Source organism: Johannesbaptistia floridana (genome assembly GCF_057440575.1).
Window position 1 is genome coordinate 1 of sequence record NZ_JALKVM010000066.1, and the last position, 26,270, is coordinate 26,270.

The 26,270-nt window shown below is 39.1% G+C and carries 23 protein-coding genes and 1 pseudogene; 14 read left to right on the plus strand and 10 right to left on the minus strand.

From position 1 onward, the window contains the following. The 9 genes from iscB to MW688_RS04805 form a co-directional block, all read left to right on the plus strand. Window positions 1–773: RNA-guided endonuclease IscB (gene iscB / locus MW688_RS04765; RefSeq protein WP_486734776.1), on the plus strand; the 773-nt coding region annotated here is incomplete at its 5' end. 72 nt (window positions 774–845) lie between these two features. Then, window positions 846–1,547, plus strand: coding sequence for a malate dehydrogenase (locus MW688_RS04770; protein ID WP_486734777.1), 702 nt, complete (start codon window positions 846–848; stop codon window positions 1,545–1,547). Between the two features lie 597 nt (window positions 1,548–2,144). Then, window positions 2,145–2,669: a DUF4919 domain-containing protein gene (locus MW688_RS04775; RefSeq protein WP_486734778.1), complete on the plus strand. Its 525-nt coding sequence runs from the start codon at window positions 2,145–2,147 to the stop codon at window positions 2,667–2,669. Window positions 2,670–3,734: 1,065 nt separating this feature from the next. Next, window positions 3,735–5,402: a phosphoglucomutase (alpha-D-glucose-1,6-bisphosphate-dependent) gene (pgm, locus tag MW688_RS04780; protein WP_486734779.1), complete on the plus strand. Its 1,668-nt coding sequence runs from the start codon at window positions 3,735–3,737 to the stop codon at window positions 5,400–5,402. An 18-nt stretch (window positions 5,403–5,420) separates the two neighbouring features. Beyond that, window positions 5,421–6,701 carry a phosphopyruvate hydratase gene (gene eno / locus MW688_RS04785; RefSeq protein ID WP_486734780.1) on the plus strand — a complete coding sequence of 427 codons (1,281 nt, stop codon included), beginning with the start codon at window positions 5,421–5,423 and terminating at the stop codon, window positions 6,699–6,701. 103 nt (window positions 6,702–6,804) lie between these two features. After that, window positions 6,805–8,388, plus strand: coding sequence for a glucose-6-phosphate isomerase (locus MW688_RS04790; protein WP_486734781.1), 1,584 nt, complete (start codon window positions 6,805–6,807; stop codon window positions 8,386–8,388). A gap of 48 nt (window positions 8,389–8,436) precedes the next feature. Further along, complete coding sequence (gene gap, locus MW688_RS04795) at window positions 8,437–9,456, plus strand: type I glyceraldehyde-3-phosphate dehydrogenase (RefSeq protein WP_486734782.1); 1,020 nt, start codon at window positions 8,437–8,439, stop codon at window positions 9,454–9,456. After that, window positions 9,453–10,889 (plus strand): pyruvate kinase, encoded by a 1,437-nt coding sequence (pyk, locus tag MW688_RS04800; protein ID WP_486734783.1) that lies wholly within the window; start codon window positions 9,453–9,455, stop codon window positions 10,887–10,889. Before gap ends, pyk begins: the two co-directional genes overlap by 4 nt. 41 nt (window positions 10,890–10,930) lie before the next feature. After that, window positions 10,931–12,109 (plus strand): transaldolase, encoded by a 1,179-nt coding sequence (locus MW688_RS04805; RefSeq protein WP_486734784.1) that lies wholly within the window; start codon window positions 10,931–10,933, stop codon window positions 12,107–12,109. A 688-nt stretch (window positions 12,110–12,797) separates the two neighbouring features. Here the strand turns inward: MW688_RS04805 and MW688_RS04810 are convergent. Then, window positions 12,798–12,920, minus strand: a complete 123-nt coding sequence (locus tag MW688_RS04810; RefSeq protein WP_486734785.1) for a DUF6888 family protein — start codon at window positions 12,918–12,920, stop codon at window positions 12,798–12,800. Between the two features lie 129 nt (window positions 12,921–13,049). Here MW688_RS04810 and MW688_RS04815 point away from each other — a divergent pair, with 129 nt between their 5' ends. Then, window positions 13,050–13,256: a type II toxin-antitoxin system HicB family antitoxin gene (locus tag MW688_RS04815; protein WP_486734786.1), complete on the plus strand. Its 207-nt coding sequence runs from the start codon at window positions 13,050–13,052 to the stop codon at window positions 13,254–13,256. Further along, the gene (locus MW688_RS04820) at window positions 13,253–13,465 is read left to right on the plus strand and encodes a type II toxin-antitoxin system HicA family toxin (protein WP_486734787.1); all 213 of its coding nucleotides are present in this window, start codon (window positions 13,253–13,255) and stop codon (window positions 13,463–13,465) included. The genes MW688_RS04815 and MW688_RS04820 overlap by 4 nt, the downstream gene beginning before the upstream one ends. A 166-nt stretch (window positions 13,466–13,631) precedes the next feature. Here the strand turns inward: MW688_RS04820 and MW688_RS04825 are convergent, their stop codons facing one another. The 3 genes and pseudogenes from MW688_RS04825 to MW688_RS04835 all read right to left on the minus strand — a co-directional run. Then, the gene (locus tag MW688_RS04825; protein WP_486734788.1) at window positions 13,632–13,850 is read right to left on the minus strand and encodes a DUF6887 family protein; all 219 of its coding nucleotides are present in this window, start codon (window positions 13,848–13,850) and stop codon (window positions 13,632–13,634) included. Continuing rightward, window positions 13,847–14,044 carry a DUF6888 family protein gene (locus MW688_RS04830; RefSeq protein WP_486734799.1) on the minus strand — a complete coding sequence of 66 codons (198 nt, stop codon included), beginning with the start codon at window positions 14,042–14,044 and terminating at the stop codon, window positions 13,847–13,849. Before MW688_RS04830 ends, MW688_RS04825 begins: the two co-directional genes overlap by 4 nt. A 280-nt stretch (window positions 14,045–14,324) precedes the next feature. Further along, window positions 14,325–14,411, minus strand: a pseudogene (locus MW688_RS04835) (type II toxin-antitoxin system YafQ family toxin); the annotation flags it as partial. A 390-nt stretch (window positions 14,412–14,801) separates the two neighbouring features. Between MW688_RS04835 and MW688_RS04840 the strand changes: the two are divergent. Both MW688_RS04840 and MW688_RS04845 read left to right on the plus strand, forming a co-directional pair. Then, on the plus strand, window positions 14,802–16,172 hold the full coding sequence (locus MW688_RS04840; RefSeq protein ID WP_486734789.1) for a cytochrome P450: 1,371 nt from the start codon (window positions 14,802–14,804) through the stop codon (window positions 16,170–16,172). Window positions 16,173–16,472: 300 nt separating this feature from the next. Further along, window positions 16,473–17,045 carry a Uma2 family endonuclease gene (locus MW688_RS04845; protein ID WP_486734790.1) on the plus strand — a complete coding sequence of 191 codons (573 nt, stop codon included), beginning with the start codon at window positions 16,473–16,475 and terminating at the stop codon, window positions 17,043–17,045. 2 nt (window positions 17,046–17,047) lie between these two features. Here the strand turns inward: MW688_RS04845 and MW688_RS04850 are convergent, their stop codons facing one another. The 6 genes from MW688_RS04850 to ileS all read right to left on the minus strand — a co-directional run bounded on the left by MW688_RS04850 (window position 17,048) and on the right by ileS (window position 24,347). Continuing rightward, window positions 17,048–17,224: a hypothetical protein gene (locus MW688_RS04850; protein WP_486734792.1), complete on the minus strand. Its 177-nt coding sequence runs from the start codon at window positions 17,222–17,224 to the stop codon at window positions 17,048–17,050. Between the two features lie 18 nt (window positions 17,225–17,242). Continuing rightward, on the minus strand, window positions 17,243–17,704 hold the full coding sequence (locus MW688_RS04855) for a choice-of-anchor I domain-containing protein (RefSeq protein WP_486734793.1): 462 nt from the start codon (window positions 17,702–17,704) through the stop codon (window positions 17,243–17,245). 761 nt (window positions 17,705–18,465) lie between these two features. Further along, the gene (locus MW688_RS04860) at window positions 18,466–18,729 is read right to left on the minus strand and encodes a BrnA antitoxin family protein (RefSeq protein WP_486734794.1); all 264 of its coding nucleotides are present in this window, start codon (window positions 18,727–18,729) and stop codon (window positions 18,466–18,468) included. Further along, window positions 18,704–18,988 (minus strand): BrnT family toxin, encoded by a 285-nt coding sequence (locus MW688_RS04865; protein WP_486734795.1) that lies wholly within the window; start codon window positions 18,986–18,988, stop codon window positions 18,704–18,706. The genes MW688_RS04860 and MW688_RS04865 overlap by 26 nt, the downstream gene beginning before the upstream one ends. A 463-nt stretch (window positions 18,989–19,451) precedes the next feature. Next, the gene (locus MW688_RS04870; protein ID WP_486734796.1) at window positions 19,452–21,320 is read right to left on the minus strand and encodes an O-linked N-acetylglucosamine transferase, SPINDLY family protein; all 1,869 of its coding nucleotides are present in this window, start codon (window positions 21,318–21,320) and stop codon (window positions 19,452–19,454) included. 177 nt (window positions 21,321–21,497) lie between these two features. Beyond that, window positions 21,498–24,347, minus strand: coding sequence for an isoleucine--tRNA ligase (gene ileS / locus MW688_RS04875; RefSeq protein WP_486734797.1), 2,850 nt, complete (start codon window positions 24,345–24,347; stop codon window positions 21,498–21,500). Window positions 24,348–24,694: 347 nt separating this feature from the next. Between ileS and MW688_RS04880 the strand changes: the two genes are divergently transcribed. Then, window positions 24,695–25,498, plus strand: a complete 804-nt coding sequence (locus MW688_RS04880) for an SDR family NAD(P)-dependent oxidoreductase (RefSeq protein ID WP_486734798.1) — start codon at window positions 24,695–24,697, stop codon at window positions 25,496–25,498. Window positions 25,499–26,270 lie beyond the last annotated feature (772 nt).

Here is a 26,270-nt window from a genome sequence, read left to right on the forward strand (position 1 = left end):
GGGTCGAATACCAACAAGGGACATTATTTAATTACGAAGTCAGAGAATATTTATTGGAAAAATGGCAACGTAAATGTGCTTATTGTGGAGTTTCTAATGTTCCTTTAGAAATAGAGCATATTGTACCTAAGTCTAAAGGAGGTAGTAATTGCGTTAGTAACTTATCTATTGCTTGTAGAGACTGTAATCAACAAAAAGGAAGCCAAGACATAAAAGACTTTCTTTCTCAAAAGCCAAACATCTTAAATAAGATATTGAAACAATGTAAGCAACCACTAAAAGATGCTACTGCTGTTAATTCCACTCGTTGCGAATTATTTAATCGCTTAAAAGCATTTGGTTTAGATTTAGAAACAGGTTCAGGAGGTTTAACTAAATACAATAGAACTAAACGAAATTTACCTAAAACTCATTGGTTAGATGCTGCTTGTGTAGGCAAATCAACACCGACTAAAATTAATATCGAAGTTAGTAAACCTTTGATTATTACAGCTACGGGTAGAGGTGTACGCCAAATGGTTAGAGTTGATAAATATGGTTTTCCTCGAACTTCTGCAAAATTAAGGCAAAAACAATTCTTTGGATTTCAAACAGGAGATATTGTCAAAGCGGTGGTAACTAAAGGGAAAAAAACAGGAACTTATGTCGGAAGAGTAGCAATCAGAAAAACAGGTAGTTTTAACATTAAAACTGCTAACCAAACAGTTCAAGGTATTAGCCACAAATACTGTAAACCTATTCACAAATCAGATGGATATAACTATGCAACATAAATTATGTCCCTCATTTCCTCTCATCGCTAACCTGATGAGAGGTTTAGCGAGAGTCTCCATGAGGGCGGAAAGATGAATAAAGAGATGAATAGTCGTAGTGAACTCCTTGTGGGTAATACTAAGATCATGCTAGACCTTATCCCCCCCTTAGTTCAATACAGCCCTAAAGCGATCTTTATTAATGTTAGTAACCCTGTTGATGCTTTAACTTATCAGATTTTGCAAATTACTAGTCAACAGTCCGATGTTATCAACTGGCAACGAGTAATTGGAACTGGTACTTTAATTGATTCAGCAAGGTTCCGCGATCTTCTTGGGAGTCAATTAGGTATTCATCCTGCTGATTTGAATGCCTATATTTTGGGAGAACATGGAGACGAACAATTTGCAGCATTGAGTTCTGCTACTTGTGGGGGTGAATTCATTGATGCTAGTCCCTCCCGTCAACAAATGTTGGAGAATGCTAAAAAATCTGCTTGGCAAATCTTTAAAACTAAAGGCTATACTAATTATACCGTATCTGTAGCAGTTGAACTGATTATTCGTAGTATAAAAGAAGATTTACGCTACACTTTACCAGTAAGTGTTTTGATTGATGGTTATTGCAATGTCTATAATTGTTGTTTAAGTGTTCCTTGCGTCATTGGTCGTCAAGGTGTCCATCGTCGTCTTAAAACTAAACTTAATGAAGAGGAAGTTCAATCATTCCAAAAATGTGCTGTTGTAGTTCAAAAACAGATTCACTACTGTGAAAGCCAAAAAATTTTTACCTAGTTCTAGGCACTGTATTACAAATTTTATCATTATTTAAACTTTCCTCTATCTTAACTCTAAGTAATTAATTAAGTATTAGGCGATCGCTTAGCGATCGCCTAATTTATATTATTTTTCATAGTATAAATTGACGTGCGGATGTCCGTTGTAAGTAGGTGGGCTTAATTAAAAGTTAAAATGAGTAAGGGAACAGGGAACATCGGTGGGACAAGAGCGCTTCTTTGCGAAGCGTGAACGCCCACGCCTGACAGGGAACGGGGAACAGGTAAGCTCAGACCCTCGCATCTTTACCCAAAATTACTGGTGGGCCTCTCGCCTGTTGGCCTATTTAGTACTTTTTTAGGAGTGCAAGATATGAGTAAGGGTTTTAGACTATTTCAAAACTTTTTCTATTTTACGTTTAATTTTACCTATCTACTTATATCATCTTTCTGAAATTTTATTTTTTATACCTATACATATATTTATCTCAAGAAAATTTGAGATAGAGTACTTAAATATTTTTCATAAATTAATTTATTTTAACAAAAATTATCAAAAATTTCGATTGTTATTTGATATAATCATAATAATATTAAATAGAAACAATAAATAACCATGCTTTTAAATGAACTTATTAATTTTGTTAAGGATCCTACCCAAGATAACTTCAAATTAGCTAGACAATCAGTAATTAATTCTGGAAAATACAATGGCTATTCTGAAGAATTAAGAGAAGCGACTGAATTAATACAAGAAGGCAAATATAAAGAAGCAGAAGAAATAATTGCTAACAATATGCTTAATTTGTTTTTAAGTCCTAGAACACACCTACTTCTGTCTATAATTTTAGAAAAACTAGGAGATTTACAAAGCGCCGAGATGGAGTCATCTTTAGCTGTTATCTGTGTCAAGGGAATTTTGAGTACAGGAGATGGTTCCCAAAAAAATCCCTATTTAGTGTTGAGGATTTCTGATGAGTATGATTTACTTGATTATTTAAACAAAGAAATGTCAATGCAAGCAAAAATCGATGAAAATGGCAAAAGTTTTGATTGTCTAACCTTAACAGATGGTTCTAAGATATTTTTCGACATTACAGAAATGTCTCAAAGTCTGATGAAATTTTTCAAAAGGGACTAAGTTGAGTTCAAACAAAGATATATTAACCTCTATTGGAGAAATTTTATAGTTTAGGCGCACTCGCCAACGGAGCGAGATCTTGCACGAGATCGCTCTCTATCAGTAATGATTGTTTTTCTATAGATAGAATTCTACACCTGATGGTAATTCCTGTAGAAGGAGAAGTCCATGCCTTGGTAAAATAATCCTCTTTGGCTCAGATCTTTCACTAGAACTTATGTACTAAATTAACCTCAGAAAAAGTTCATTTCTCTTTCGCCTAAGAAAAGTAGCAAAGGTCATCCAATTTTTAAGCGCGATCGCATTAATTCTCTTACTTCAAAACTTCAAAACTTCAAAACTTCAAAACTCAACCACAACCAGTAACTTTTGATAAAGATGCTTTGGTGTGAGTCAACCCAACCTACAGGCTACTCGCTTCTTACTTCAAGACTTCAAAACTTCTTTCACTTCAAAACTCATGTTTGGTGCGTTACGGGCTGCGCCCTAACACACCCTACTAATGCTGCTTCAAAACTTCTTTCACTTCAAGACTTCAAAACTTCTTTCACTTCAAAACTTCTTTCACTTCAAAACTCAACTCCAACCAGTAACATTAGGTAAAGATGCGAGGGTCTGAGTTTTACTCATATCAAAGCACCAGAACTTATGTACTAAATTAACCTCAGAAAAAGTTCATTTCTCTCGCGGCAGGTGTTTTATGTACCTCATGAGTCCTTTGAAACGCTATATTATTAATTATTTATCAATATAGTTGAGATTTGAAATGACAAATTTAGCTAATCTTGTCTGTAAAAAATTTAACTTTTATCTAATAATAAAACTACAATTGGTACAAGGTTCTTAAACTATTCTTAATCTTAGAAGTCTAAAGTTATAAAAAAACAGTTAAGATTATGGGAAAAAAAAAGCAAAAATGCTACCCTTAAACCAAACAGTTGCTAAACAAGTAGCTACGATAAAAATAATTGAATAATAAACCAGACAAAAACAGGAGGAAAATAAAGAGTAGCTAAAGCAACAGATAAAATAAATCAAAGGAAAATTGTATAAGGTAAAAAAGTTATGGCGATCGCAAAAGGCGAAAAACAAATAAGTCCCCTAGCAGGACTAGCAGCGCCCGCAGATATTATAGTGAATCTGAGTGAACTAGAAGAGCAATACTATAGTATTCACCCAGATCCAGAAAATCCTCAAGAAAAAATTAGCTTTGGAACTTCAGGACATAGAGGTTCCGCCAGTAAAGGCACCTTCAATGAAGACCATATACTAGCTGTATCCCAAGCAGTAGTAGAATACCGCCAAAGTCAAGGAATAAATGGTCCTCTATACTTAGGTATGGATACTCACCCCTTGTCAGCACCAGCCCAAAGAACCGCCCTGGAAGTTCTAGCAGCTAATGAAGTAGAAGTATATTTAGCCAAAGAAGAAGGCAAATCCCAATATACACCTACTCCCGTGGTATCTCACGCAATTCTTAACTATAACCGTGGCCGTTCTCAAGGCTTAGCCGACGGTATTATTATCACCCCCTCCCATAACCCTCCCACAGACGGCGGATTTAAATATAATCCTCCTTCAGGAGGTCCGGCAGGAACAGATATTACCAAGGTAGTCCAAAAAAGAGCGAACGAAATACTCGCAAAGAAAAACCAAGAAGTTAAGCGGATAGCTTACGAACAAGCGATAAAAGCATCCACAACCAATTACTTTGACTTTGTGACTCCCTACGTCAACGACCTAGAAAATATTATCAATATGGAGATAATTAAAAACTCCGGTATTCATCTAGGTGTAGATCCTCTAGGCAGTTCCAACATCGGTTACTGGGAACCAATAATCGAACGTTATGGCTTAAAAGCAACCATTGTCAATCCAGAGGTAGACAAAAGCTTTAGCTTCATGACAGTAGATTGGGATGGCAAAATCCGTATGGACTGTTCCTCCCCCTACGCCATGGCTAACCTGGTGAAACTCAAAGACGATTACGATATTGCCTTTGGGAACGATACAGACTCAGATCGCCACGGGATTGTGACACCAAGTATGGGACTAATGAATCCTAACCACTTCTTGGCAGTATCTATCTGGTATCTATTTACTACCAGAGAAAATTGGCCCTTTAGTAGTGCGATCGGCAAAACCGTAGTTAGTAGCAGTTTAATAGACCGCGTGGCCAAAGATATCGGCAAACAACTCTGTGAAGTTCCTGTAGGCTTCAAATGGTTTGTTGACGGTCTCTTAGATGGGTCCTTTGGATTTGGTGGAGAAGAAAGCGCTGGCGCCTCCTTTCTCCGCAAAGATGCCAAAGTTTGGACTACAGACAAAGACGGCATTATTATGGACCTTTTAGCAGCAGAAATTACTGCAAGTACAGGCAAAGACCCAGGACAACACTACCAAGAATTAGCAGGACGTCTAGGGAAATCCTACTATAAGAGAATCGATTCTCCCGCTAACCTAGAACAAAAAGCGAATCTCAGCAAACTATCACCAGAACAGGTGTCTGCTAAATCCTTAGCCGGAGACAAGATTACTGCCAAACTAACTAATGCACCAGGCAATAATGCCCCCATCGGTGGTTTAAAAGTAACTACCGAAGAAGGTTGGTTTGCAGCGCGTCCATCTGGTACAGAAAACGTCTACAAAGTTTACGCCGAAAGCTTCAAGAGTGAAGAACACCTAGAGTCAATCCTCACAGAAGCCCAGGAAATTGTTAATCAAGCAATATAGCGAGGAATATAGTCAAATATGTACATAGAAAGTATTACAGCCACAGAAATGCTCGATTCTCGCGGTAACCCCACCGTAGAAGCTACAGTTATCCTAGAAGATGGGACTAGAGGTAGTGCCTTAGTTCCCTCAGGTGCTTCTACTGGGGAAAAAGAAGCCGTAGAATTGCGTGATGGAGATCCCAAACGCTATCAAGGCAAAGGTGTACTCAAAGCTGTAGAAAATGCCAACGAACTATTAGTACCAGAACTAATTGGCATGGATGTTACCGACCAACGCGGCATAGATTTACTCATGCTAGAAATTGATGGTACTCCTAACAAAAGTAAAGTAGGTGCTAACGGTATTCTCGCAATTTCCCTCGCTGTGGCTCGTACTGCGGCTAATTACCTAGAACAACCTCTATATCGCTATATAGGTGGAGCTAACGCCTCTTTGCTTCCAGTACCCTGTATGAATGTCATCAACGGAGGCTCCCACGCTGATAACACTGTTGATTTCCAAGAATTTATGATCGCCCCTCATAATGCACCAAACTTTACAGAGGCGATTCGGATGGGAGCAGAAACCTTCCATACTCTTAAATCTTTACTTAAGAAAAAAGGTTTGAGTACCGGAATCGGTGACGAGGGTGGTTTTGCTCCAGATCTTAAAGACAATGTAGAAGCAATTGAATTTATCCTAGAGGCAATTGAAGCTGCTGGCTATAAACCCGGTGAAGATATATCTATATGTTTAGATCCCGCTGTGTCAGAACTGTGTAAAGAAGATAAAAATAAATATCACTTCTTTAAATCTGATAAATCCGTCAAAACCTCCGCAGAAATGGTGGAATTGTGGAAGAAGTGGATCACAGACTACCCCATTGTTTCCCTAGAAGATGGTATGGGAGAAAACGATTGGGAAGGCTGGAAAATGCTAACAGATGCCCTCGGTGACAAGGTAGAGTTAGTGGGAGATGACCTGTTTTGTACTAATCCCAAAATCCTCGCGGAAGGAATAGAAGCAGGTATCGCCAACTCTATCTTGATTAAGGTGAATCAGATTGGTACTCTTACTGAAACTCTAGATACCATCGAATTAGCCAAGAAAAATAACTATAAATGTTTTGTTTCTCATCGTTCCGGTGAAACAGAAGATACTACTATTGCCGATTTAGTAGTGGCTACAAGTGCAGGTCAAATTAAAACAGGATCTGGCTGTCGTGGGGAAAGAATCGCTAAATTCAACCAATTACTGCGAATTGAGCGAGAATTAGGTAAATCAGCCCGTTATGCGGGTAAATCTGCTTTTGCTTAAATAGCAACCAAGTTCAAGAGTTAGGGTGAGGTTAGAAGGGACTTTAGCTTTCTTTAACTTCATCTTGATCAAGTAGATAAATAAATTAGCAATATAGCCAAAAATGAACAATCAACAACTCTGGCAACGTTATCAAGATTTACTCTATTACCACGAAGGATTAGAGTTGTATTTAGATATCAGCCGTATGCGTTTTGAAAATGCTTTGGTAGAAGAATTAAAACCAAAATTCGCAAAAGCATTCAAAGATATGGAATCCCTAGAAAAAGGGGCGATCGCCAACCCGGATGAAAACCGCATGGTAGGACACTACTGGTTAAGAAATCCAGATTTAGCTCCCGGGGAACAAAAACAAGAAATTATCTCTACCCTAGAAGCGATTGAAGAATTTGTGAGCAAAGTGCATCAGGGGACAATTAAACCCCCAGGAGCGCCAAAATTCACCGATATTCTCTCTGTAGGTATTGGTGGGTCTGCCTTAGGACCAGAATTTGTCTCAGAAGCTTTAGCGCCAGATTTTCCCCCTCTCAATATCCACTATATAGATAACACGGATCCTGCGGGAATAGACCGGGTACTAAATCGCTTGAAAAACCGTCTCAGCAGCACCATAGTTATTGTGATTAGTAAATCAGGTGGTACCCCAGAAACTCGTAACGGCATGTTAGAGGTTGCTAACTTCTATCAACAACAAGGCTTAGATTTTCCGAGTCACGCTGTAGCCATTACTATGGATGGCAGCAAAATGGACAAAGTCCAACAGGAAGAAGGATGGCTGGCCAAATTCCCTATGTTTGACTGGGTAGGAGGACGCACATCAGAACTATCCGCAGTGGGTTTAGTTTCTGCGGCTTTACTCGGTGTTGATATTCGTGCCTTACTCGACGGCGCCAAAGAAATGGATATTGCTACCAGAATACCAGAGTTAACCAAAAATCCTGCCGCCTTGTTAGCCCTAGCTTGGTACTATAGCGGTGATGGTAAGGGAACCAAAGATATGGTGATTCTACCCTACAAAGATAGCCTGTTACTCTTCTCTCGCTATCTACAACAATTAGTTATGGAATCTCTAGGTAAAGAAAAAGACTTAGATGGAAATACCGTCCATCAAGGGATTGCTGTTTACGGTAACAAAGGTTCTACAGACCAACACGCCTATGTACAACAATTAAGAGAAGGAGTACCCAACTTCTTCGCCACCTTCATAGAAGTACTTGAAGATAGAAACGGTAAGTCTATAGAAGTTGAACCAGAAGCAACCTCCGGGGACTTTCTCTCTGGCTTTTTGTTAGGAACTCGTCAAGCTTTATACGAGAACAACCGCGATTCTATCACCATCACTGTACCTCGCGTCAATGAGCGCCAGGTGGGAGCTTTAATCGCCCTCTACGAACGAGCTGTGGGTTTATATGCTTCTTTAGTAAATATCAACGCTTACCATCAACCAGGAGTAGAAGCAGGGAAAAAAGCAGCAGCTTCTGTATTAGATTTACAGCGTCGAGTTCTCAAAGCACTCAAAGAATCCTCAGAAGCTCTTAGTTTAGGGGATTTAGCTACCAAAGCTCAGGCAGAAGCAGAAGTCGAAACTGTATATAAAATTGTTCGTCATCTCGCCGCTAATAATCGTGGTGTTACTCTCACAGGTGACCTATCTCAACCAGGTAGTTTGACTGTTAGCTATCAGTAAATCAATTATCTTTCGTAACCTAGTAAAAAAACAAAGGAAATTAAAACTATGCTCAAAATTGGAATCAATGGATTTGGCCGGATTGGACGTTTAGTAGCTCGTATCGCTATGAAACACCCAGAAATTCAATTAGTAGGAGTTAATGATTTAGTTCCCGCAGATAATCTAGCTTACCTGTTTAAATACGACTCTACCCACGGCCTCTATCAAGGCCAAGTAGAGGCAAAAGATGACAATTTGGTAATTGAGGGTCAATCGATTCCCTGTATGTCCATCAGAAACCCCGAAGAGTTGCCCTGGTCTACCCTAGAAGCTGATTATGTGGTTGAATCTACTGGACTATTTACCAAATACGATGGAGCTCAAAAACACCTACAAGCGGGAGCTAAACGAGTAATCATCTCTGCCCCTACTAAAGATCCTGAAAAAATCAATACTTTTGTAATGGGTGTGAACCAAGACGCCTTTGACCCAGACAAAGATATAATCGTCTCCAATGCTAGTTGTACAACTAACTGTTTAGCACCTATAGCTAAAGTAATCAACGATAACTTTACTATTACAGAAGGTTTGATGACTACAGTACACTCAATGACAGCGACTCAACCAACTGTAGATGGTCCTAGTAAAAAAGACCTACGGGGAGGACGTGGTGCTTCTCAAAATATTATTCCCTCCTCCACAGGTGCTGCAAAAGCCGTGGCGCTAGTTTTACCAGACTTAAAAGGAAAATTAACTGGGATGGCTTTTCGGGTAGGAACTCCCGATGTTTCTGTAGTTGACTTAACAGTAAAAACAGAAAAAGCAACCAGTTACGAAGAAATCTGTGAAGCGATGAAAGCCGCAGCAGAAGGACCAATGAACGGTATCTTAGGTTACACAGATGAACCAGTGGTTTCTATGGATTTTCGTAGCGACTACCGTTCTAGTATCTTTGATGCAGGTGCAGGAATTGCTCTCAATTCTAACTTTTTTAAAATAGTCTCCTGGTATGACAACGAATGGGGTTACTCTGCGAGGGTAATTGACTTAATGATTCACATGGCTAGGAAAGAAGGATTGTTATGAAACCGTTAAATTTTCGCACTAAAATTGTTGCTACTATAGGACCAGCTAGTAGTTCTCCAGAAGTTCTACGGGATATGTTATTAGCTGGGCTAAACGTCGCCCGTTTAAACTTCTCCCACGGAAGTTACGAAGACCATGGAAAAATGATTAACTTACTCCGTTCTCTCTCAGAAGAGTTAGATTTACCTCTAACTCTACTCCAGGATTTACAAGGTCCCAAAATTAGAGTGGGAGATTTACCCCCCGAAGGTATTCAGCTTAAAGAAGGAGAATCTATAACTTTAGTACCTTTAGCGGAGTTAGATGCTAATAAAGATGCGGTAGGAATTGACTATCCCTACGTAGCTGAAGAAGCTAAGGCAGGAACTCAAGTATTACTAGATGATGGTTTACTGGAGTTAGAGGTTGAGTCTGTAGAAGGTGACCAGGTAGTTTGTAAGGTTATCCAAGGCGGTGTGTTAAAAAGTCACAAAGGGGTTAATTTCCCAGATTTGAATCTACGTCTACCTTCAATGACCGAAAAGGACAAAAAAGATTTAGAATTTGGTATCTCCCAAGGTATTGATATTGTTTCTTTGAGTTTTGTCCGCAAACCTGAAGATATTCAAGAGTTAAAAGCATTCTTAGCCGAAAGAAACGCTCAAATACCTGTATTAGCTAAAATAGAAAAACCCCAAGCTGTAGCAAATTTAGAAGCGATTGTCGATGAATGTAACGCTATTATGGTAGCAAGGGGCGATTTGGGAGTAGAAATGCACCCAGAAAAAGTTCCCCTAATTCAAAAACGAATTATTCGGATGTGCAACCAAAAGGGTATCCCAGTAATTACAGCTACCCAAATGCTTGATAGCATGATTCGTAACCCTCGTCCTACTCGCGCTGAGGCTAGTGATGTAGCTAATGCTATTATCGATGGAACCGATGCTGTGATGCTTTCTGGAGAGTCAGCCGTAGGAGATTTCCCTGTACAATCAGTAAAAATGCTTGCAAGTATTGCTGCTGATGTGGAACCAGAACAGAAATTTACTAATTATCCTCCCCGAGAAAAAGATAAAGCCCACGCTTTGGCTGAAGCAATTATCACTATTGATGAGATTCTCAATCTCCAATGTATCGTAACTCTAACGGCAACTGGACAGTCGGCCTTATTAGCTGCCGCAGAACGTCCTAGTGTGCCTATTGTGGCTTTAACTCCTAGTTTGGATGTGTACCACCGCCTCAACTTAGTTTGGGGTGTACGTCCTGTTCTTTTTGTAGATGATTGTGACCACTGGGAGGAGTTTATTCCTCACATGGAACAAGAACTACTTAAGCGGAATTTTGTTTCAAAAGGAGATATGGTGTTGGTGTTAGGAGGTTTACCTCTAAATAAAGCACATAGCACCAATTTTCTCGATATTCATACAATCGGGGAATCTTTACTCAAAAAATAATCAAACTATCTCAAATTGGAAAACTTATTGAGGAAATACTCATGGCTAAAACACTCTTAGAACAATTACGGGAAATCACTGTAGTAGTTGCTGATACTGGCGATATACAAGCAATCAAAAAATTTACCCCCAGAGATGCAACAACTAATCCATCTTTGATTACAGCAGCAGCACAAATGCCAGAGTATCAAAACATCGTTGATGATACTCTCCTGGAGGCGAAAAAAGAATTAGGCGCAGGCGCTAGTGATTCTGATATCGTTACTAGAGCATTTGATCGCCTAGCAGTGGCTTTTGGGAAAAAAATCCTAGAGATTGTACCTAAACGGGTTTCTACAGAAGTAGATGCACGTTTATCCTACGATACTGAAGCCACTGTCGCTAAAGGTCGTGATTTAATCTCTCAATACGAAGCCGCAGGTATCTCCCGAGAAAGAATCTTAATTAAAATAGCTTCTACTTGGGAAGGTATCCAAGCCGCTACAATTTTAGAAAACGAAGGTATTCACTGTAATCTTACTCTACTGTTTGGCTTACATCAGGCGATCGCCTGTGCTGAAGCAGGAGTTACTCTGATTTCTCCTTTTGTAGGACGTATCCTTGACTGGTATAAAAAAGAAACTGGTAAGGAATATGAGGGAGTAGAGGATCCCGGTGTACAATCTGTGACTGAAATCTACAACTACTATAAGAAGTTCGGTTACAAGACTGAAATTATGGGTGCTAGTTTCCGTAATATTGGAGAAATTCAAGAGTTAGCTGGTTGTGATTTACTTACTATCTCCCCTAAACTCCTTGCTCAATTAGATTCTAGTGAAGGAGAGTTACCTCGTAAACTAGATCCAGAAAAAGCAGCAAGTTTAGATATCGAAAAAATCTCCATGGATAAAGCTACCTTTGAGAAAATGCACGCTGAAGATAAAATGGCTTCAGAAAAATTAGAGGAAGGTATCAAAGGTTTTACTAAAGCTTTAGAAAACTTGGAAACTATCCTAGCAGACCGCCTCAAACGCCTAGAAGTAGACGATAAAGTTGGTGAAGCTGGAGCTATCATCTTTAATAGTTACGATCTAGATGGTGATGGTTTCATTACTCGTGAAGAGTGGTTAGGTAGCGATGCTGTTTTTGATGCCCTTGATGAAGACCATGATGGAAAAATCTCCCCCGATGAAATGGGTAGCGGTCTCGGAGCTGTACTTCATTTAGCTACTGCTAGTTAGATTGATTTATCTCCAATTGATTAAAAAATGCTAAAAATATAGAAGCCGATTAGATCCCCCCTTCCCCCCTTGCTAAGGGGGGCTGTTTTATTCTTGACAAAGAAAATGGTGAGGAAAAGCAGGGAGCACCGGAGCACCGGAGCAGGGAGAGGGGATTTTTTGCTAAGAATAAATCCCCCTTTTTTCTAATAATAGCTAAAAAGAGCGTCAACTTTTGTTGTGTCTAGCTTCTAGCTTACGACAAAATTTTAGAATGAAAAGGCCCCTGCTTGCTAAGGGGGGCTCAAGGTGGTTTGTCATCACCTCGTTTTTAGTATTTATTTTTCTATTTCAATCAAAATTGTAGGTTGGGTTAAACGCAGGGTTGAGTGCTGATCTCAAAAGAGTACTCGCCAACGGAGCGAGTACACTCAACCTACTCAGGCGATCGCCGACTACCACCACAAAAAAATGAATGCTATTATTAACTTAATATTTTGTCATATTCTCCATGGTGTCCGATCCAAAACCAAACTATATCTTGTGCATCTTCAACTTGGAATAATAGGTTTTATATTGGATTAAACGAAGTGCAACAAATACAAAACAAGCCAAGGTGGTTTTTTATGGTTGATTGTGTTGGGTTTCCTTGCGTTAACTCAATCTACAGGCTACAGGCGATCGCCCTTATCTTTTTGTATTCGCTCTGTTATTTTCTCTTCCCAATTCTAACGAGTTCTATATTTCTATATTGCCATTGAGGATAAATAGCATTGGTTAAACGATAACAGAGGCGATATAGTCCTTGAGCTTGTTTATCAGTTGGATTCATTTTCTGTTCCCTTTTGAATGCGCGAATCCAGAATTAAATAAAAACCGATCGCACTTCTAACCTTGTAATTGGGTTCAAAGTTGAGTTATTGTAGAAACATCAATCACTTATTAATCAAGATTAACGATAATGAATTATAAGATTGAAATAGAACAAGAAGAAGATGGACGCTATATTGCTGAAATTGCTGAACTTCCAGGAGTTTTAGTTTATGGCAATAGTCAACAGGAAGCTATTTTAAAAGTCCAAGCCCTAGCTTTGCGTGTTTTAGCAGATCAACTTGAACAGAGTGAACTTTCAGAAAATAACCTTAGTTTATCATTTGTTGCTACATGAGTCAATGGTCATCTACTCCAGCGAAACGAGTTTTAAAAGCACTGATAAAAATAGGTTGGAAAGTCAAACGGCAGACAGGTTCTCATAAAATCTTAGAAAAATCAGGTTGGAAAAATGTGGTTTTTGCTTTTCATGACGGAGACGAAATTGGTCCGAAAATGTTAGCCAGAATTGCCAAATTAACAGGATTAACCCCTGATGATCTTTAATACTTAGAGCAAAGCACCAGAACTTATGTACTAATTTTAGGTCACTTCCCTCTTGTCAAATATTCAGTATGATGTTGGGTTTCCTTGCGTCAACCCAACCTAAGAAGGCGCACCGCGAACGCGGATGTCTGCGACATGGCACTCTCAAAAAAATGATCGCATAGCACTATCCGCAGTCATCTTGAGAATTACTAGAAAAACGTTCCACAAAATCAGGATATTGATTTAAGTCATCTAATGATTTTAAAGGTGGCATTTCAACCCAATTTCCCTCACGATGTAGTTTATCAACATAAGCATAAAAAGCCTCTTGATCATCTCGATGAGTCAGAAAATAATCATGTAATTCTTTTTGACTCATTGTTGCAAAATTGGGTTTACTCATTGGATATACCTCCATTTCCCATTAGGATAAATTTCTATAATATTTTCATCTCCTGCCAAGAAAAATATATTGCCAGTTCGTTCATCAAGACGAACAATATTAATCGGCAAGTACAGTTTTGTAAACCAACAGCATAAAATATAACATTGAGTTTTTTGTGCTAATGTTGGAATAGCTTGTTCTCCTGTGAAAATTTATACTTTCATTTTAACCTAAGATGATGTTGGGTTTCACCAATTTAATTCAACCTACAAAAACGATCGCACTCCCAATCCCCCACAAAAAGCGATCTCTTTCGAGATCTAGCTATAGGCGAGTGCGCCCTGTAAAATAACCCGTAGGTTGGGTTAAACGTAGTGCAACCCAACAGACAACATTGAGACATGACGGAGATGATGTTGGGTTGAGTGCTGATCACCCAACCGACAAAGTGCGATCGCCTTAATAGACTTCATCATGAGTACCAATATCAATTTAATTTATTTCTTCCTCTAAGGTTTCTTGATTTTGCTCAAAACAAAACACAATACGACAATCATATTCAACATTACAAGCCCAAGCCCTCACTACTAAAGATACAGCATAAGATTCTACATTTTCCTCGGGAGTCTCACCTACTAAACTAGCTGTACCATCATTATTATCCGTTATATATTGTAGGTTGGGTTAAACGTAGTGCAACCCAACAATCCTCAGTTGGCGATAATGGTTGATTGTGTTGGGTTTCCGATGGTCAACCCAACCTACGAAGCGCGATCGCTAGTTTTTAATTAGTAATTAACGATTACGTCCGGGGAACGGATGACCCCAAACCATTAACTGGTAAAGGCTGGCAATTTTGAGCAGGTAATCTCAGAGCGGAAGATGTGAGTCGCTTAACCAATTTAATTAAATAGTTATATAAGTAGATAAATTAAGGTTATAAAATAGAAAACAAAAACCTGAAAAATAATGTCAAATTCCCAACTACCAAATATTGTAAAAAAAGCGACCTGGTCACAGACTATGCAATGGGCATTTAGCCCAATCAAATTTTTTGAAACCTGTGCTCAAGAGAATGGAGATATATTTACTATTAATTTAGGGTTTAATAATAATCCTTTGGTGGTAGTTAGTCATCCTCAAGGAATCCAAGAAATTTTTACTAAAGACTCAAACATCCTAGATTCAGGTAATCCAGAAAGCCTCAAGCAAGACCCAAAAAAAAGGTACGACAGATACTTTCTTGGCGGAGAATCAGTAGTTAATTTTACAGGAGAATCTCATAAACAGCGTCGCAAATTGTTAATGCCACCATTTCATGGTGAAAGAATGCGGGCTTATGGTGAAACTATTCACCAGATTACCCGAGAATTAATGAATCAACAGAAGGTTAATAGTTCTTTTTCTGTTTTATCAGTGACTCAAGCCATTTCTTTTCGAGTAATTTTAAAAGTAGTGTTTGGTTTAAAAGATGATGAGAGATACAAGCAAATTAATCAACTCTTAACCACAAGATTAGAACAAGGAAGGTCGATTATTACCACGTTGTTTTTTTTGTTCTCCATCTTGCAAAAGGAATGGATGCCATTGAATCCCACAGAAAAACTCAAAAAAGGTCAAAGAGCGATAGATGAGCTTATTTACGCAGAAATTGATGAACGTAGTCATCATCAACATCATTATAGTGATGATATGCTTTCTCTAATGATGTCTGCCCGTGATGAGAATGGAGAAGGAATGTTAGATGTAGAGTTACGGGATGAACTGATGACTCTCTTATTTGCAGGTCATGAAACAACCGCTATATCTGTAGCTTGGGCCTTGTATTGGATTCATTCTTTACCGGAAGTGAAAGAAAAACTCCTTCATGAATTAACAAGCATTGGGGAAGAATTCGATTTTGAGGAGATTAATAGGTTAACTTATTTAGACGCTGTATGTAAAGAAACTTTACGCATCTATCCTCCAGCTATTCTAGCTTTTAGCAGGAGAATTTTATCTCCTACAGAAATTATGGGTTACAAATTAGAACCAGGTACTAGTGTAAGTCCATCTGTTTATTTAACCCATCATCGTCAAGATATATATCCTGAACCAAAAGTTTTTCAACCAGAACGTTTTTTAAAACATCAATTTTCTAACTTTGAATATTTGCCCTTTGGAGGAGGCAACCGCATCTGTTTAGGTATGGCATTTGCTAAGTTTGAGATGAAATTAGTCTTAGCTACTATATTGCAAAAATATCAAATGGAATTAGTAAATAAAAAGAATGTTCATCCTGTACGCCGTGGTATTTTAATTGCACCTTCAAAAAATTTGCAAATGAAATGGGTTAAGTAGTTAAATACATACTTAATACCAAATCCGACTTATAAAACCCAGTTATGATCAATCGATGAGTTTGTAGTAGGGCTTTAGCCCTATCATACTTGGGAACCCACCATCGGCACGTCATTTTTCAGTATCTAGAGTAACGAATAAAATCCAATCTTTTCTGGGTCTTTTGGACTAAAGTCCAACTACGAACCTCGTTTTTAACTAGAGTATATAAACCGGATTGGATTTGATGGTCTTCAAAAGATTTGGCTATTTTTTGTACTGCCATAGTATAATTAAATCATTATCGTTAAGGTTGAAAACATGATCTCTCTTAACCTAAAGCCAGTATTTTGTCTCACTGCTGATCATTTTCAACAAATATGTCAGGCTAATCCTGAAACTAAATTAGAACTTAATGCCCAAGGTGAATTAATTATTATGTCTCCTACTGGTGGAGAGAGTGGTATTCGTAACCATAAATTAACGATGCGCTTAGGTATCTGGACTGAAAAAGATGCAGGAGGAGTAGCTTTTGATTCATCAACAATGTTCCGATTACCTAATGGTGCCTTTCGTTCTCCTGATGCTGCTTGGCTGAAATTATCCCGATGGAATAACCTTTCTGATTCAGAAAAAGCAGGGTTTCCACCGATTTGTCCTGATTTTATCATAGAATTGCGCAGTCAAAGCGATCCTTTGTCACCTATCCAAAATAAAATGCAGGAGTATTTAGATAATGGGATGCAATTAGGGTGGTTAATAGACCCTATCAATAAACAAGTAGAAATTTATCGTTTAGGTAAGTCAAAAGAGGTATTAATCAATCCTACTCAAATATCTGGGGAAAATATTCTTAGGGGTTTTGTTCTCTCTCTACAAGGAATTTTTGATTAAGATTATGCTAAAGGGCGATCGCTCCAGGCACCGTTGATGATTTTTCCATTCCATTTTGGTGCGTTACGCCCTGCGGGCACTTCACACCCTACGGGCGCGATTATTATGTTAATCGCTTTGACAATTATGCTAAAGGGCGATCGCCCTTTGGTAAGTTGATATATACTGAGATCTTGCACCAGTACTTTTGTACTAATTTAACCCATAATACTAACTGAACCTACTGGATCTACATCACGGGGTTCACCTTCGTTGGCTACTACTACTTTCATGCCATCGGAGGTAAAAGTAAGCAGATCAGGTAAAGCGCCTACTGGAATTTCTTGTATAGGGGTAACAGTATCGCTAAAATCACTATCAGATTCAAAAAATACCACTTCACCTGGGTCTGTTACTGTATTTGCTTCAACGGCTATAGCAACTAAACCGTTTTTTACATCTACACTATTCGCCGCACCACCTAAAGCAGAGGAATCAAGAGCCCCTATTCTAGTAGGATTAGTGGGATCGCTTAAGTCTAAAACTTCAATGGCTACAGCTTCAGCATTAACTACAAATAAACGATTAGTTTCAGGATCAAAAGCTGGTATCTCTGCACCGCTTTCGTCAAATATACCTGTTGCATAAGTGCTAATGGGATTAATGATTATTTCAGACATAAATTTTCTTAGAAGTTTGTTGATCTAGTTTTTAGAATAAATTGAAATGGGAATTTGAAAGTTAAGAGGAGTTTATGATTAGGTTAAATATTGAATAAGAAAGGATCTTGCCAAAATTTTCGGCTACCTGATATCACTTAAATGATCCCCCCAAACCCTTGTGAGGAGAGTATTAGTAGGGTGTGAAGCGTGCGAAGCCCGTTACGGGCGATCGGTAGTAACCGTACGAAAACGTACGCCAACACTGAAATGCTTACTCTTACTGTACTTCAAACATGTACTTCTTGCAATATATAAAATATCTTATTAACTTCTACTAACGAAAGAATAATAGTTGAGAACGATTACTAGATCATAAATTAAGGCTTAACGTACGATCTCGTTTCATTACTACCGATCGCCCATTCCTTATTTATTAGGATGCGATCGCCCATACATGGATAACCCAGATGTGGAAAACCAACATCTGGCCAAGATGTATTTACAGTAGGAATTTCATTTACTTTACTCTTTGGTTGAATAGTTGAATTCGTTCGAGAAGTTGCCTTAGATGTAAGTGACTACCCTACATTCTGATTATCACTAAAATGACTATTACGCCTCTATTATAGATTAGCGCAAGTCCTTATAGCAAAAGCTTTTCAGATAACTTTCTTCTTTTTCAAAAACCCGCTACCAGTTCTAGGTTAAATAAGGCAGTCACGCTCAGATATCTTAACATATTACGAGCACAACTGATATTTTTGGCAACAGAACCGTTTTTACTCATTACTTCTTTTTGTTTTTTGATGTTCTACATAAGTGCGTAAAACATTATTAATAAAAGTTTGGTATCCTTTCCCTTGACTCTTAAACCACTCTAAAATATCGCTATCAAGACGAATAGAAATAGACTGTTTTGTGATAGGTTTTACCATCTTTGCTTGTTCCCAGAAACTCTCATCTAATTCAGGAATGTCTGAAGTATCAATAGCCTCATCTGGAATGTTAGCTATTTCTTTAAGTCGCTTCGGTGATATATTCATAATATGTTTTCCTTTCTTTGGGGGTTGCTTTACGTGCTGAAATTAAGCGAATTTTGCCGTTTCTATCGGTATGAACTACAGTAACAATTACAAAACTTTGGATTGCACCAATGGTAATTTCTCTGATTTCTCCATAGTCGAATCTTTCATCAACAAGAGTAAAAGTAATTCCAGAGAAAATCTCTTTAGCTTCCTCAAAACTAATACCATGTTTGTTTAAGTTTTGTCGGTTTTTGTTTTCATCCCATTCAAAGTTCATTCATTGTCTATATTTTTTGTATATACGACAAGTTTAACAAAAATAATGGTTCTGTTTCAAAAAATAGGTTCTGTTGCAAAGAATTATGAACTATATAAGGGCGATCGGTAGTAACCGTACGAAAACGTACGCCAACACTGAAATGCTTACTCTTACTGTACTTCAAACAGTAATAATATCAGAATATTTACTCCACATTTCTCACAAAAAGAGCGCACTCTCGCTTCGCTCTCGATCTCGAAGAGATCGCTAATCTCAGAAGCCTTATAAGATAAGGATTTAACCTAGATTTAGCTCTCTTTGAAAAAACAACACTCTGTAAAAAAGCTCCATAACAAAATAAAATTTAAGAGAACCAAGAAGAAAATATTATTTAGGGGGGAGAAAATCTCGACTAACTCTTAGAAAATACCCTAAATTAAATATTATCATAAGACTTTAATTTGGTATAATTTAAATAAGTTTATATTGATTTTATTTTACAGTCAATCGCCTCAACAGATTGGGAAGACCTATAGCGATCGCTCATAATCGCCAGTGCTTTCTCTAGGTCTCGCACCCAAGCATTTGTATCAAACGTAGGGAGGTGATACTTGTGCTGGCGCAAATAGTCTTGAAAAACTTGTAATTCTGAGGGATGTTGCCCCAAGTAAATTCCTTTCTCCACAAATTGTTGAGGTGATTGACAAATCAATTCTGTTAACCCTGTGGATGCCACTAAACTTGCCCCCACCCTAGAAGCGAAGGTTTCCCCCATACAGGTTAAAACTGGAACACCCGCCCAGAGAGCATCGGCTGCCGTGGTGTGGGCATTGTAAATAAAACAATCTAAATATAAATCCGCTAGTTGAAGGCGTTGTAAATGTTCTAGAGGATTTGGCAACCGAGGAGCGCAAATAATGCGACTGGGAACAACCCCTGCTTTTTCGGCGGCGCGACGTAGATTTTCTAACCCCTCGCTGGTATCTACCAAAATCCACAACACACTATCCGATACGGCCTTGAGAATTTCTAGCCATGCTTGATAGGTTGCCCGATCAATTTTGATGTTGTTGTTAAAGGAACAGAAAACAATCCCTGTTGACGGCAAACCCTCTGCTTTACGGGCTGTACCGCGGTCTAACTGAGTCAAAGAAGGCAGTTGACGGTAGTTGTTAATTTGGTAAGTATGAGGAAGGCGGACAATGGCTTCGCTATAGAAGGAAGCTAACTGGGGTGGTACAAGGACCGAATCAGCAATTAAATAGTCCATATAACTCCCTCCCGTTGTTCCTGGAAACCCTAACCAAGTCACCTGAATGGGGGCAGCTTTTAGAGCAAATAGCTGTTGGCGGTGGTTAGTGGTGTAACCATCGAGATCAATAAGAATTTCAATGCCATCTTGAAAAATCTGGTTAGCGATCGCTAGATGTGACCAACCATATACATCTTGAAAATGCTCAATGGTGCTTTCAATCTTTTGTCGATGGGAACTGCCATCATGGGTAGAGGTAGCATAGCCATAAATTTCATAGCGACTGCGATCATGATGTTCAAATAGTCCTTCTATTAAGTGTCCTGTAGGATGACGACCAAACGCCGCACACACATAACCCACCTTAATTTTTTGGTGGCGTTGACGTGAAGTATGAGAAAAACGTCCTGTTAGACCTTGCTGTTGTACCGAATTAGCTATACCTTGAGCATGGCTGGTACATATTTTCTGAAATTCTGCTATAGATAAGGGCAACAAACAAGCAACAAAGGGATTAATTGGTGAAACTTTACCACAATCTATTTGATAAGCTGAAGCTTGAATTAAGGTCAAGGCAACTGACTCCAACGCCGACCAACGACAGAGCTTTTTTAGTCCAAACAGCCAATCACTCAAAATTTCTACCCTCTTGTAATCCAAGGGATAAGCCACTTGATAACAGGACACTGCTTCCTCATAGCGGTCTAGGGAACGCAACACATTACCCAAATTAAACCAAGCCACTCCCAGTTGAGGATTAAGTTGTACTGCCCATCGCAGATGTTTCTCTGCGTTCTCGTTTTGTTGCAAATGACTAAGGAAAAAGCCATAATTACTGTGATTGGTAGCATTTTTTGGTTGTAAACTTAAACAACGGCGAAACGCTTGATCCGCTTCCTGATGTTGGGATGTGGCACTCAACGCCATTGCTAAGTTAGCATAGGCATCAGCAAACTTACTGTTTTGAGCAATCACTTGTTGATAAAGGGTGATTGCTTCGGTGAATTTACGCTGTTGATGAGCAACTAAAGCCTTCTGCCAGAGAGTTTGGGAGTTTTGAGATAGCTTGGGTGGGTCTGGTGGTAAAGATTGTGTCATTTTCTTGTTTTGTTTTGAAAACTTATTAGCTTCAAATGGAAGAAAAAGTTAATAGATGCAAGATGTGAGGTAAAGATGCTTTGGTCTGAGTTGAGGTCACTCCACCCCAATGCCAACGAGAAAAAAGTTTTTTCGCGTATTTGATGATTCTTGTTTAGCAGCCATGGGTTATTTAACTCAACTTAACACTTGATAACATCGTTCACAAATAGTAGGGTGTTCGGGAAATTTGCCTACATTGGGAGAATAGTTCCAACAGCGATCGCATTTTTCCCCTTCTGCTGGACTTATACCGATTAAGATTTGATTTCCTTGAGTTTGATAATTAGTCTTATCAATTTCTGCACTTGTCTCTACTATTTCTACACCAGAAGCTAGGAAAATATAGCGCAATTCATCTACACCATACTCTGAATCTGTCAAATATTCTTTTAGTATCCCTTCCATCTCACTCTCACTAGTCCACAGACTCACCTTCGCATCTAGAGAAGAGCCGATCATTTTCTCACTGCGGGCCTTTTCCATCACTTTGTTTACTTCATTGCGTAGTTCTCGCAGTTTTGACCAGGGGGATTCTAATTCTGGAGACTTCCACTGAGGATCTAATTGTACCCAACCGGACTCAAATACAGACTTAGTTGCTGTGGGGTAGGGAATATACTGCCAGATATCTTCTGCCGTATGACAAAGTACTGGTGAAATTACTTTTGCTAAATTTTCCAGAATAATTGCCATAACTGTTTGGCAACTGCGGCGGCGATGAGAATCCACTGCTGATATATACAGTCTATCTTTAGCGATATCTAAATAAAAGTTAGATAAATCAACTACACAAAAATTCTGTACTGTTTGAAAGAAGCGGAAAAACTGATAATTATCAAAAGCATCATTAATCTCACTAAAAACCTCAGTGATTTTATGAAGCATATACTTATCTAACTTAGGCAATTGTTCGTAACTAACCGCGTCTGTTGCTGGGTTAAAATCGTGTAAATTTCCCAACAGAAAACGGGCGGTATTGCGTATCTTACGATAAATATCCGCTAATTGCTGGAGAATATTTTTACCAATTCTCACATCAGCACTATAATCAATAGAACAAGCCCACAATCTTAAGATATCAGCACCATAAGCTGGTTCTTGCTTCTTATTGTTGCCTCCTTCGATAATGATCAAGGGATCTACTACATTCCCCAGGGATTTGCTCATTTTGTTGCCTTTTTCATCTAAGACAAACCCATGGGTTAATACAGTGTTGTAGGGAGCAATTTGATTAGTAGCTACACTAGTGAGGAGACTTGATTGAAACCAACCACGGTGTTGGTCTGTTCCTTCTAGATACATAGAAGCTGGATATTGTAACCCTCTTTCTTGAACAACTGCGGCCCAGGAGGTCCCGGAATCGAACCATACATCCATGGTATCATTACCTTTGCGGTAGGTGCGACCATTGTTACGATAGGATTCTGGTAAAAGTTCTTCTACTGGTAATTCCCACCAGGCATCGGAACCCTGTTTGGCTACTATTTCTTGTACATGACTAATAGTTTCTGGTGTCAGTAAAGGTTCATTGGTTGCTTCATCGTAGAATACAGGTATAGGTACTCCCCAACTCCGTTGACGGGAGATACACCAGTCGCTTCTTTCGGCTACCATGGGGGTAATGCGATTTTGTCCTTGACTAGGAACCCAATTCACTGAGGCGATCGCCTTTAAGGCTGCTTCTCTAAATCCTGATACTGAAGCGAACCATTGTTCTGTGGCACGAAAGATTGTCGGTTTTTTTGTGCGCCAGTCGTAGGGGTACTTATGTTGATATGCTTGTTGTTTCAGTAGGGAGTTTTTCTCTTCTAGTGCCTTGATAATAGCCTCATTAGCGTCTTTGAGTACATTTAATCCAGCAAATTCTCCTGCTTCTGCTGTCATATTTCCCTTATCGTCTACGGGAGATAGAATTGGCAGATTATATTTTTGTCCTACTATGTAGTCTTCTTGTCCATGACCTGGAGCTGTATGTACTAATCCTGTTCCTGATTCTGTGGTGATATAGTCTCCACCGATTACTACCTGGCTTTCTCTATCAAATAGGGGATGACGATATACACAGTTTTCTAATTCTGCTCCTTTTATGGTAGCAACTGTTTGTAAATTAGCCTCTAAAGTTTCTTTGAGACTTTCTACTAAATCTGCTGCTACAATTAGATATTGATGAGTTTTAGCCCCTGTAACTACTGCATAGGTTAACTCTGGATTTACTGCTACTGCCAGGTTACCGGGAATTGTCCAGGGAGTAGTTGTCCAGATTGCTACACCTAGATTTTCTTGAAATGGTTCGAGAGTTGTTTTAGCCTGGTCTCCCAGTTTCACTACAGGAAAAGCGGCATAGATACTCTGAGAAATATGTCCCTCTGGATATTCTAACTCAGCTTCAGCTAAGGCAGTATGAGAACTAGGACTCCAGTGTACTGGTTTTAACCCTCTATAAATATATCCTTTTAGGGCCATTTCTCCAAATACACCAATTTGGGCGGCTTCGTATTCTGGTTTTAGGGTTAAATAGGGGTTATCCCAGTCTCCCCAAATACCAAAGCGTTGAAACCCTTTGCTTTGTTCTGCCACTGCTTCTAGGGCAAATTCTTTAGCTTTGGCGCGTAGTTTGATGGGGGTTAATTCTGCTCTTTCTTTGGATTTGATTTTTTGCAGTACTTTTAACTCAATGGGTAATCCATGACAATCCCATCCCGGTACATAGGATACCTTATGACCAGTTAGTAGTTTATATTTATTGATAACATCTTTAAGAATTTTATTTAGGGCATGACCCATGTGAAGAGACCCGTTAGCGTAGGGAGGGCCATCGTGGAGTATAAAGCTTTCTCCTTCAGCTTCCTGTGACACTTTCTCGTATATATTATTTTCCTGCCAAAATTTTTGAATTTCTGGTTCTTTTTCTACGGCATTGGCACGCATAGAGAATTCAGTTTGAGGTAGGTTAACGGTATCTTTATAACTTTTAGCTTCTGTCACAGTCTTTTATCTATAAATTATTTTAAGTTTCTTTTATTTATTTTAAGAAAAAAACCTCTCAAATGCCAAGGGTTGGTAATACTCAGATTTTGCCTCTTTACCTAATGTTACTGGTTGTTGTTGAGTAAGGAGTAAGGAGTTAAAGAATTGATTCTCGCCTGTTGGCGAATTTCAGTACTTTTGTTCTGGTGCAAGTGGTCTAAGTAATAACAAAAACAATACAGAACAACTAAAGTATATTTTGGTGTTTTTTGCCCGAGGAATGTTAAGTCAAACTAGAGACAGATAAGTTTTGTTAGAGAAAATGAAATATTAGAAATAGTAAAAACTATAAAGTAGAAATATATATGGATTTTGGAATTAACAACAAAGTAGCAGTAATCACTGGTGGAGATTCCGGTATAGGTGCAGCTACTGCTAAGATATTAGCCGCAGAAGGGGTAAAAATTGCCCTTATGGACAAAACCGCCGAAAAATTAGAAGCTACTACTCAAGAAATAGGTAAAATCAACGAAGTTTTTCCAGTTACGGCAGATTTAACTAATCTTCAAGAAGTTGAGACAGCAAAAACCAAAATACTAGACCATTTCGGTCAGGTTGATATTCTGGTTAATTGTGCGGGAATTACTGGCGCTACTAAAGATTTTCTTAAACTAACTGATGAAGATTGGTTAGAAACTATTCAAGTAGATTTTATGGCAGCAGTGCGAGTTTGTCGCGCTTTTATTCCCTCCATGCAGCAACAAGGATGGGGGAGAATTGTGCTCATAGCTTCAGAAGATGCTGTACAACCCTATACAGATGAAATGCCATACTGTGCAGCGAAGGCAGGAGTTATTAACTTAGCGAAGAATTTATCTAAAGCTTATGCCAAAGATGGTATTTTAATTAACTGTGTTTCTCCTGCTTATATAGCTACTCCTATGACTGACAAAATGATGGAAAAACGTGCTGAAGAAAATGGCATGAAGTTTGAAGAGGCAGTAGAGACATTTCTTGGGGAAAAACGTCCTCATCTAGAGTTACAAAGGAGAGGTAAAGCCCAAGAAGTTGCAGCAGTAATCGCCTTCTTATGTTCTCAGCTTTCTAGCTTTGTTGTTGGCGCTAACTATCGTGTTGATGGTGGGTCTGTGGCTACTATGGCAAGTTAATACTCATATCACTCCCATCAAAACTCCCTTACCTACTACTGATACAGTCGAAGGCAAGGGCGCAAGCCGAAGGCAAGGGCGCAAGTCGAAGGTAAGGGCGCAAGTCGAAGGTAAGGGCGCAAGCCGAAGGTAAGGGCGCAAGTCGAAGGTAAGGGCGCAAGTCGAAGTAAGGGCGCAAGCCGAAGGCAAGGGCGCAAGTCGAAGTAAGGGCGCAAGCCGTAGGTAAGGGGTGCAAGTCGAAGTAAGGGCGCAAGCCGTAGGTAAGGGGTGCAAGTCGAAGTAAGGGCGCAAGCCGTAGGTAAGGGGTGCAAGTCGAAGGTAAGGGGTGCAAGTCGAAGGTAAGGGGTGCAAGTCGAAGGTAAGGGCGCAAGCCGAAGGTAAGGGCGCAAGCCGAAGGTAAGGGCGCAAGCCGAAGGTAAGGGCGCAAGCCTTGCGCCCCTACTACACGTATATCATTTAGGGTTTATATCAAGTCCGTTTAATTAATTGTACTATAAACTATATATGTAAATACTTTTAAACATTTTTCTCCTTGCTCCTGTGCTATTTTAATAGTAAGTATATAAGCGGACATGATCTTATGGGCGATCGCTCAACATATACAATAGCAATTACCTACAATAAATAGTTAGTCCCCAGTGCTGTTAGCCTAGGGATTTAAGCGCGTCCAAATCTATGCTATAATAATTTGCGTTCCTGCTAACTTAGAGTACTGCAAGTCAACATCCCACCACGATCATCGGAGTACCGATTATAGTGGGGGCTTGCAAAA

Bases quoted from the DNA above. Each gene is read 5' to 3' on its own strand.
- MW688_RS04770 (WP_486734777.1), top strand. From the start codon at position 846: ATGAATAAAGAGATGAATAGTCGTAGTGAACTCCTTGTGGGTAATACT.
- MW688_RS04775 (WP_486734778.1), top strand. From the start codon at position 2,145: ATGCTTTTAAATGAACTTATTAATTTTGTTAAGGATCCTACCCAAGAT.
- pgm (WP_486734779.1), top strand. From the start codon at position 3,735: ATGGCGATCGCAAAAGGCGAAAAACAAATAAGTCCCCTAGCAGGACTA.
- eno (WP_486734780.1), top strand. From the start codon at position 5,421: ATGTACATAGAAAGTATTACAGCCACAGAAATGCTCGATTCTCGCGGT.
- MW688_RS04790 (WP_486734781.1), top strand. From the start codon at position 6,805: ATGAACAATCAACAACTCTGGCAACGTTATCAAGATTTACTCTATTAC.
- gap (WP_486734782.1), top strand. From the start codon at position 8,437: ATGCTCAAAATTGGAATCAATGGATTTGGCCGGATTGGACGTTTAGTA.
- pyk (WP_486734783.1), top strand. From the start codon at position 9,453: ATGAAACCGTTAAATTTTCGCACTAAAATTGTTGCTACTATAGGACCA.
- MW688_RS04805 (WP_486734784.1), top strand. From the start codon at position 10,931: ATGGCTAAAACACTCTTAGAACAATTACGGGAAATCACTGTAGTAGTT.
- MW688_RS04810 (WP_486734785.1), bottom strand. From the start codon at position 12,920: ATGAATCCAACTGATAAACAAGCTCAAGGACTATATCGCCTCTGTTAT.
- MW688_RS04815 (WP_486734786.1), top strand. From the start codon at position 13,050: ATGAATTATAAGATTGAAATAGAACAAGAAGAAGATGGACGCTATATT.
- MW688_RS04820 (WP_486734787.1), top strand. From the start codon at position 13,253: ATGAGTCAATGGTCATCTACTCCAGCGAAACGAGTTTTAAAAGCACTG.
- MW688_RS04825 (WP_486734788.1), bottom strand. From the start codon at position 13,850: ATGAGTAAACCCAATTTTGCAACAATGAGTCAAAAAGAATTACATGAT.
- MW688_RS04840 (WP_486734789.1), top strand. From the start codon at position 14,802: ATGTCAAATTCCCAACTACCAAATATTGTAAAAAAAGCGACCTGGTCA.
- MW688_RS04845 (WP_486734790.1), top strand. From the start codon at position 16,473: ATGATCTCTCTTAACCTAAAGCCAGTATTTTGTCTCACTGCTGATCAT.
- MW688_RS04855 (WP_486734793.1), bottom strand. From the start codon at position 17,704: ATGTCTGAAATAATCATTAATCCCATTAGCACTTATGCAACAGGTATA.
- MW688_RS04860 (WP_486734794.1), bottom strand. From the start codon at position 18,729: ATGAATATATCACCGAAGCGACTTAAAGAAATAGCTAACATTCCAGAT.
- MW688_RS04865 (WP_486734795.1), bottom strand. From the start codon at position 18,988: ATGAACTTTGAATGGGATGAAAACAAAAACCGACAAAACTTAAACAAA.
- MW688_RS04870 (WP_486734796.1), bottom strand. From the start codon at position 21,320: ATGACACAATCTTTACCACCAGACCCACCCAAGCTATCTCAAAACTCC.
- MW688_RS04880 (WP_486734798.1), top strand. From the start codon at position 24,695: ATGGATTTTGGAATTAACAACAAAGTAGCAGTAATCACTGGTGGAGAT.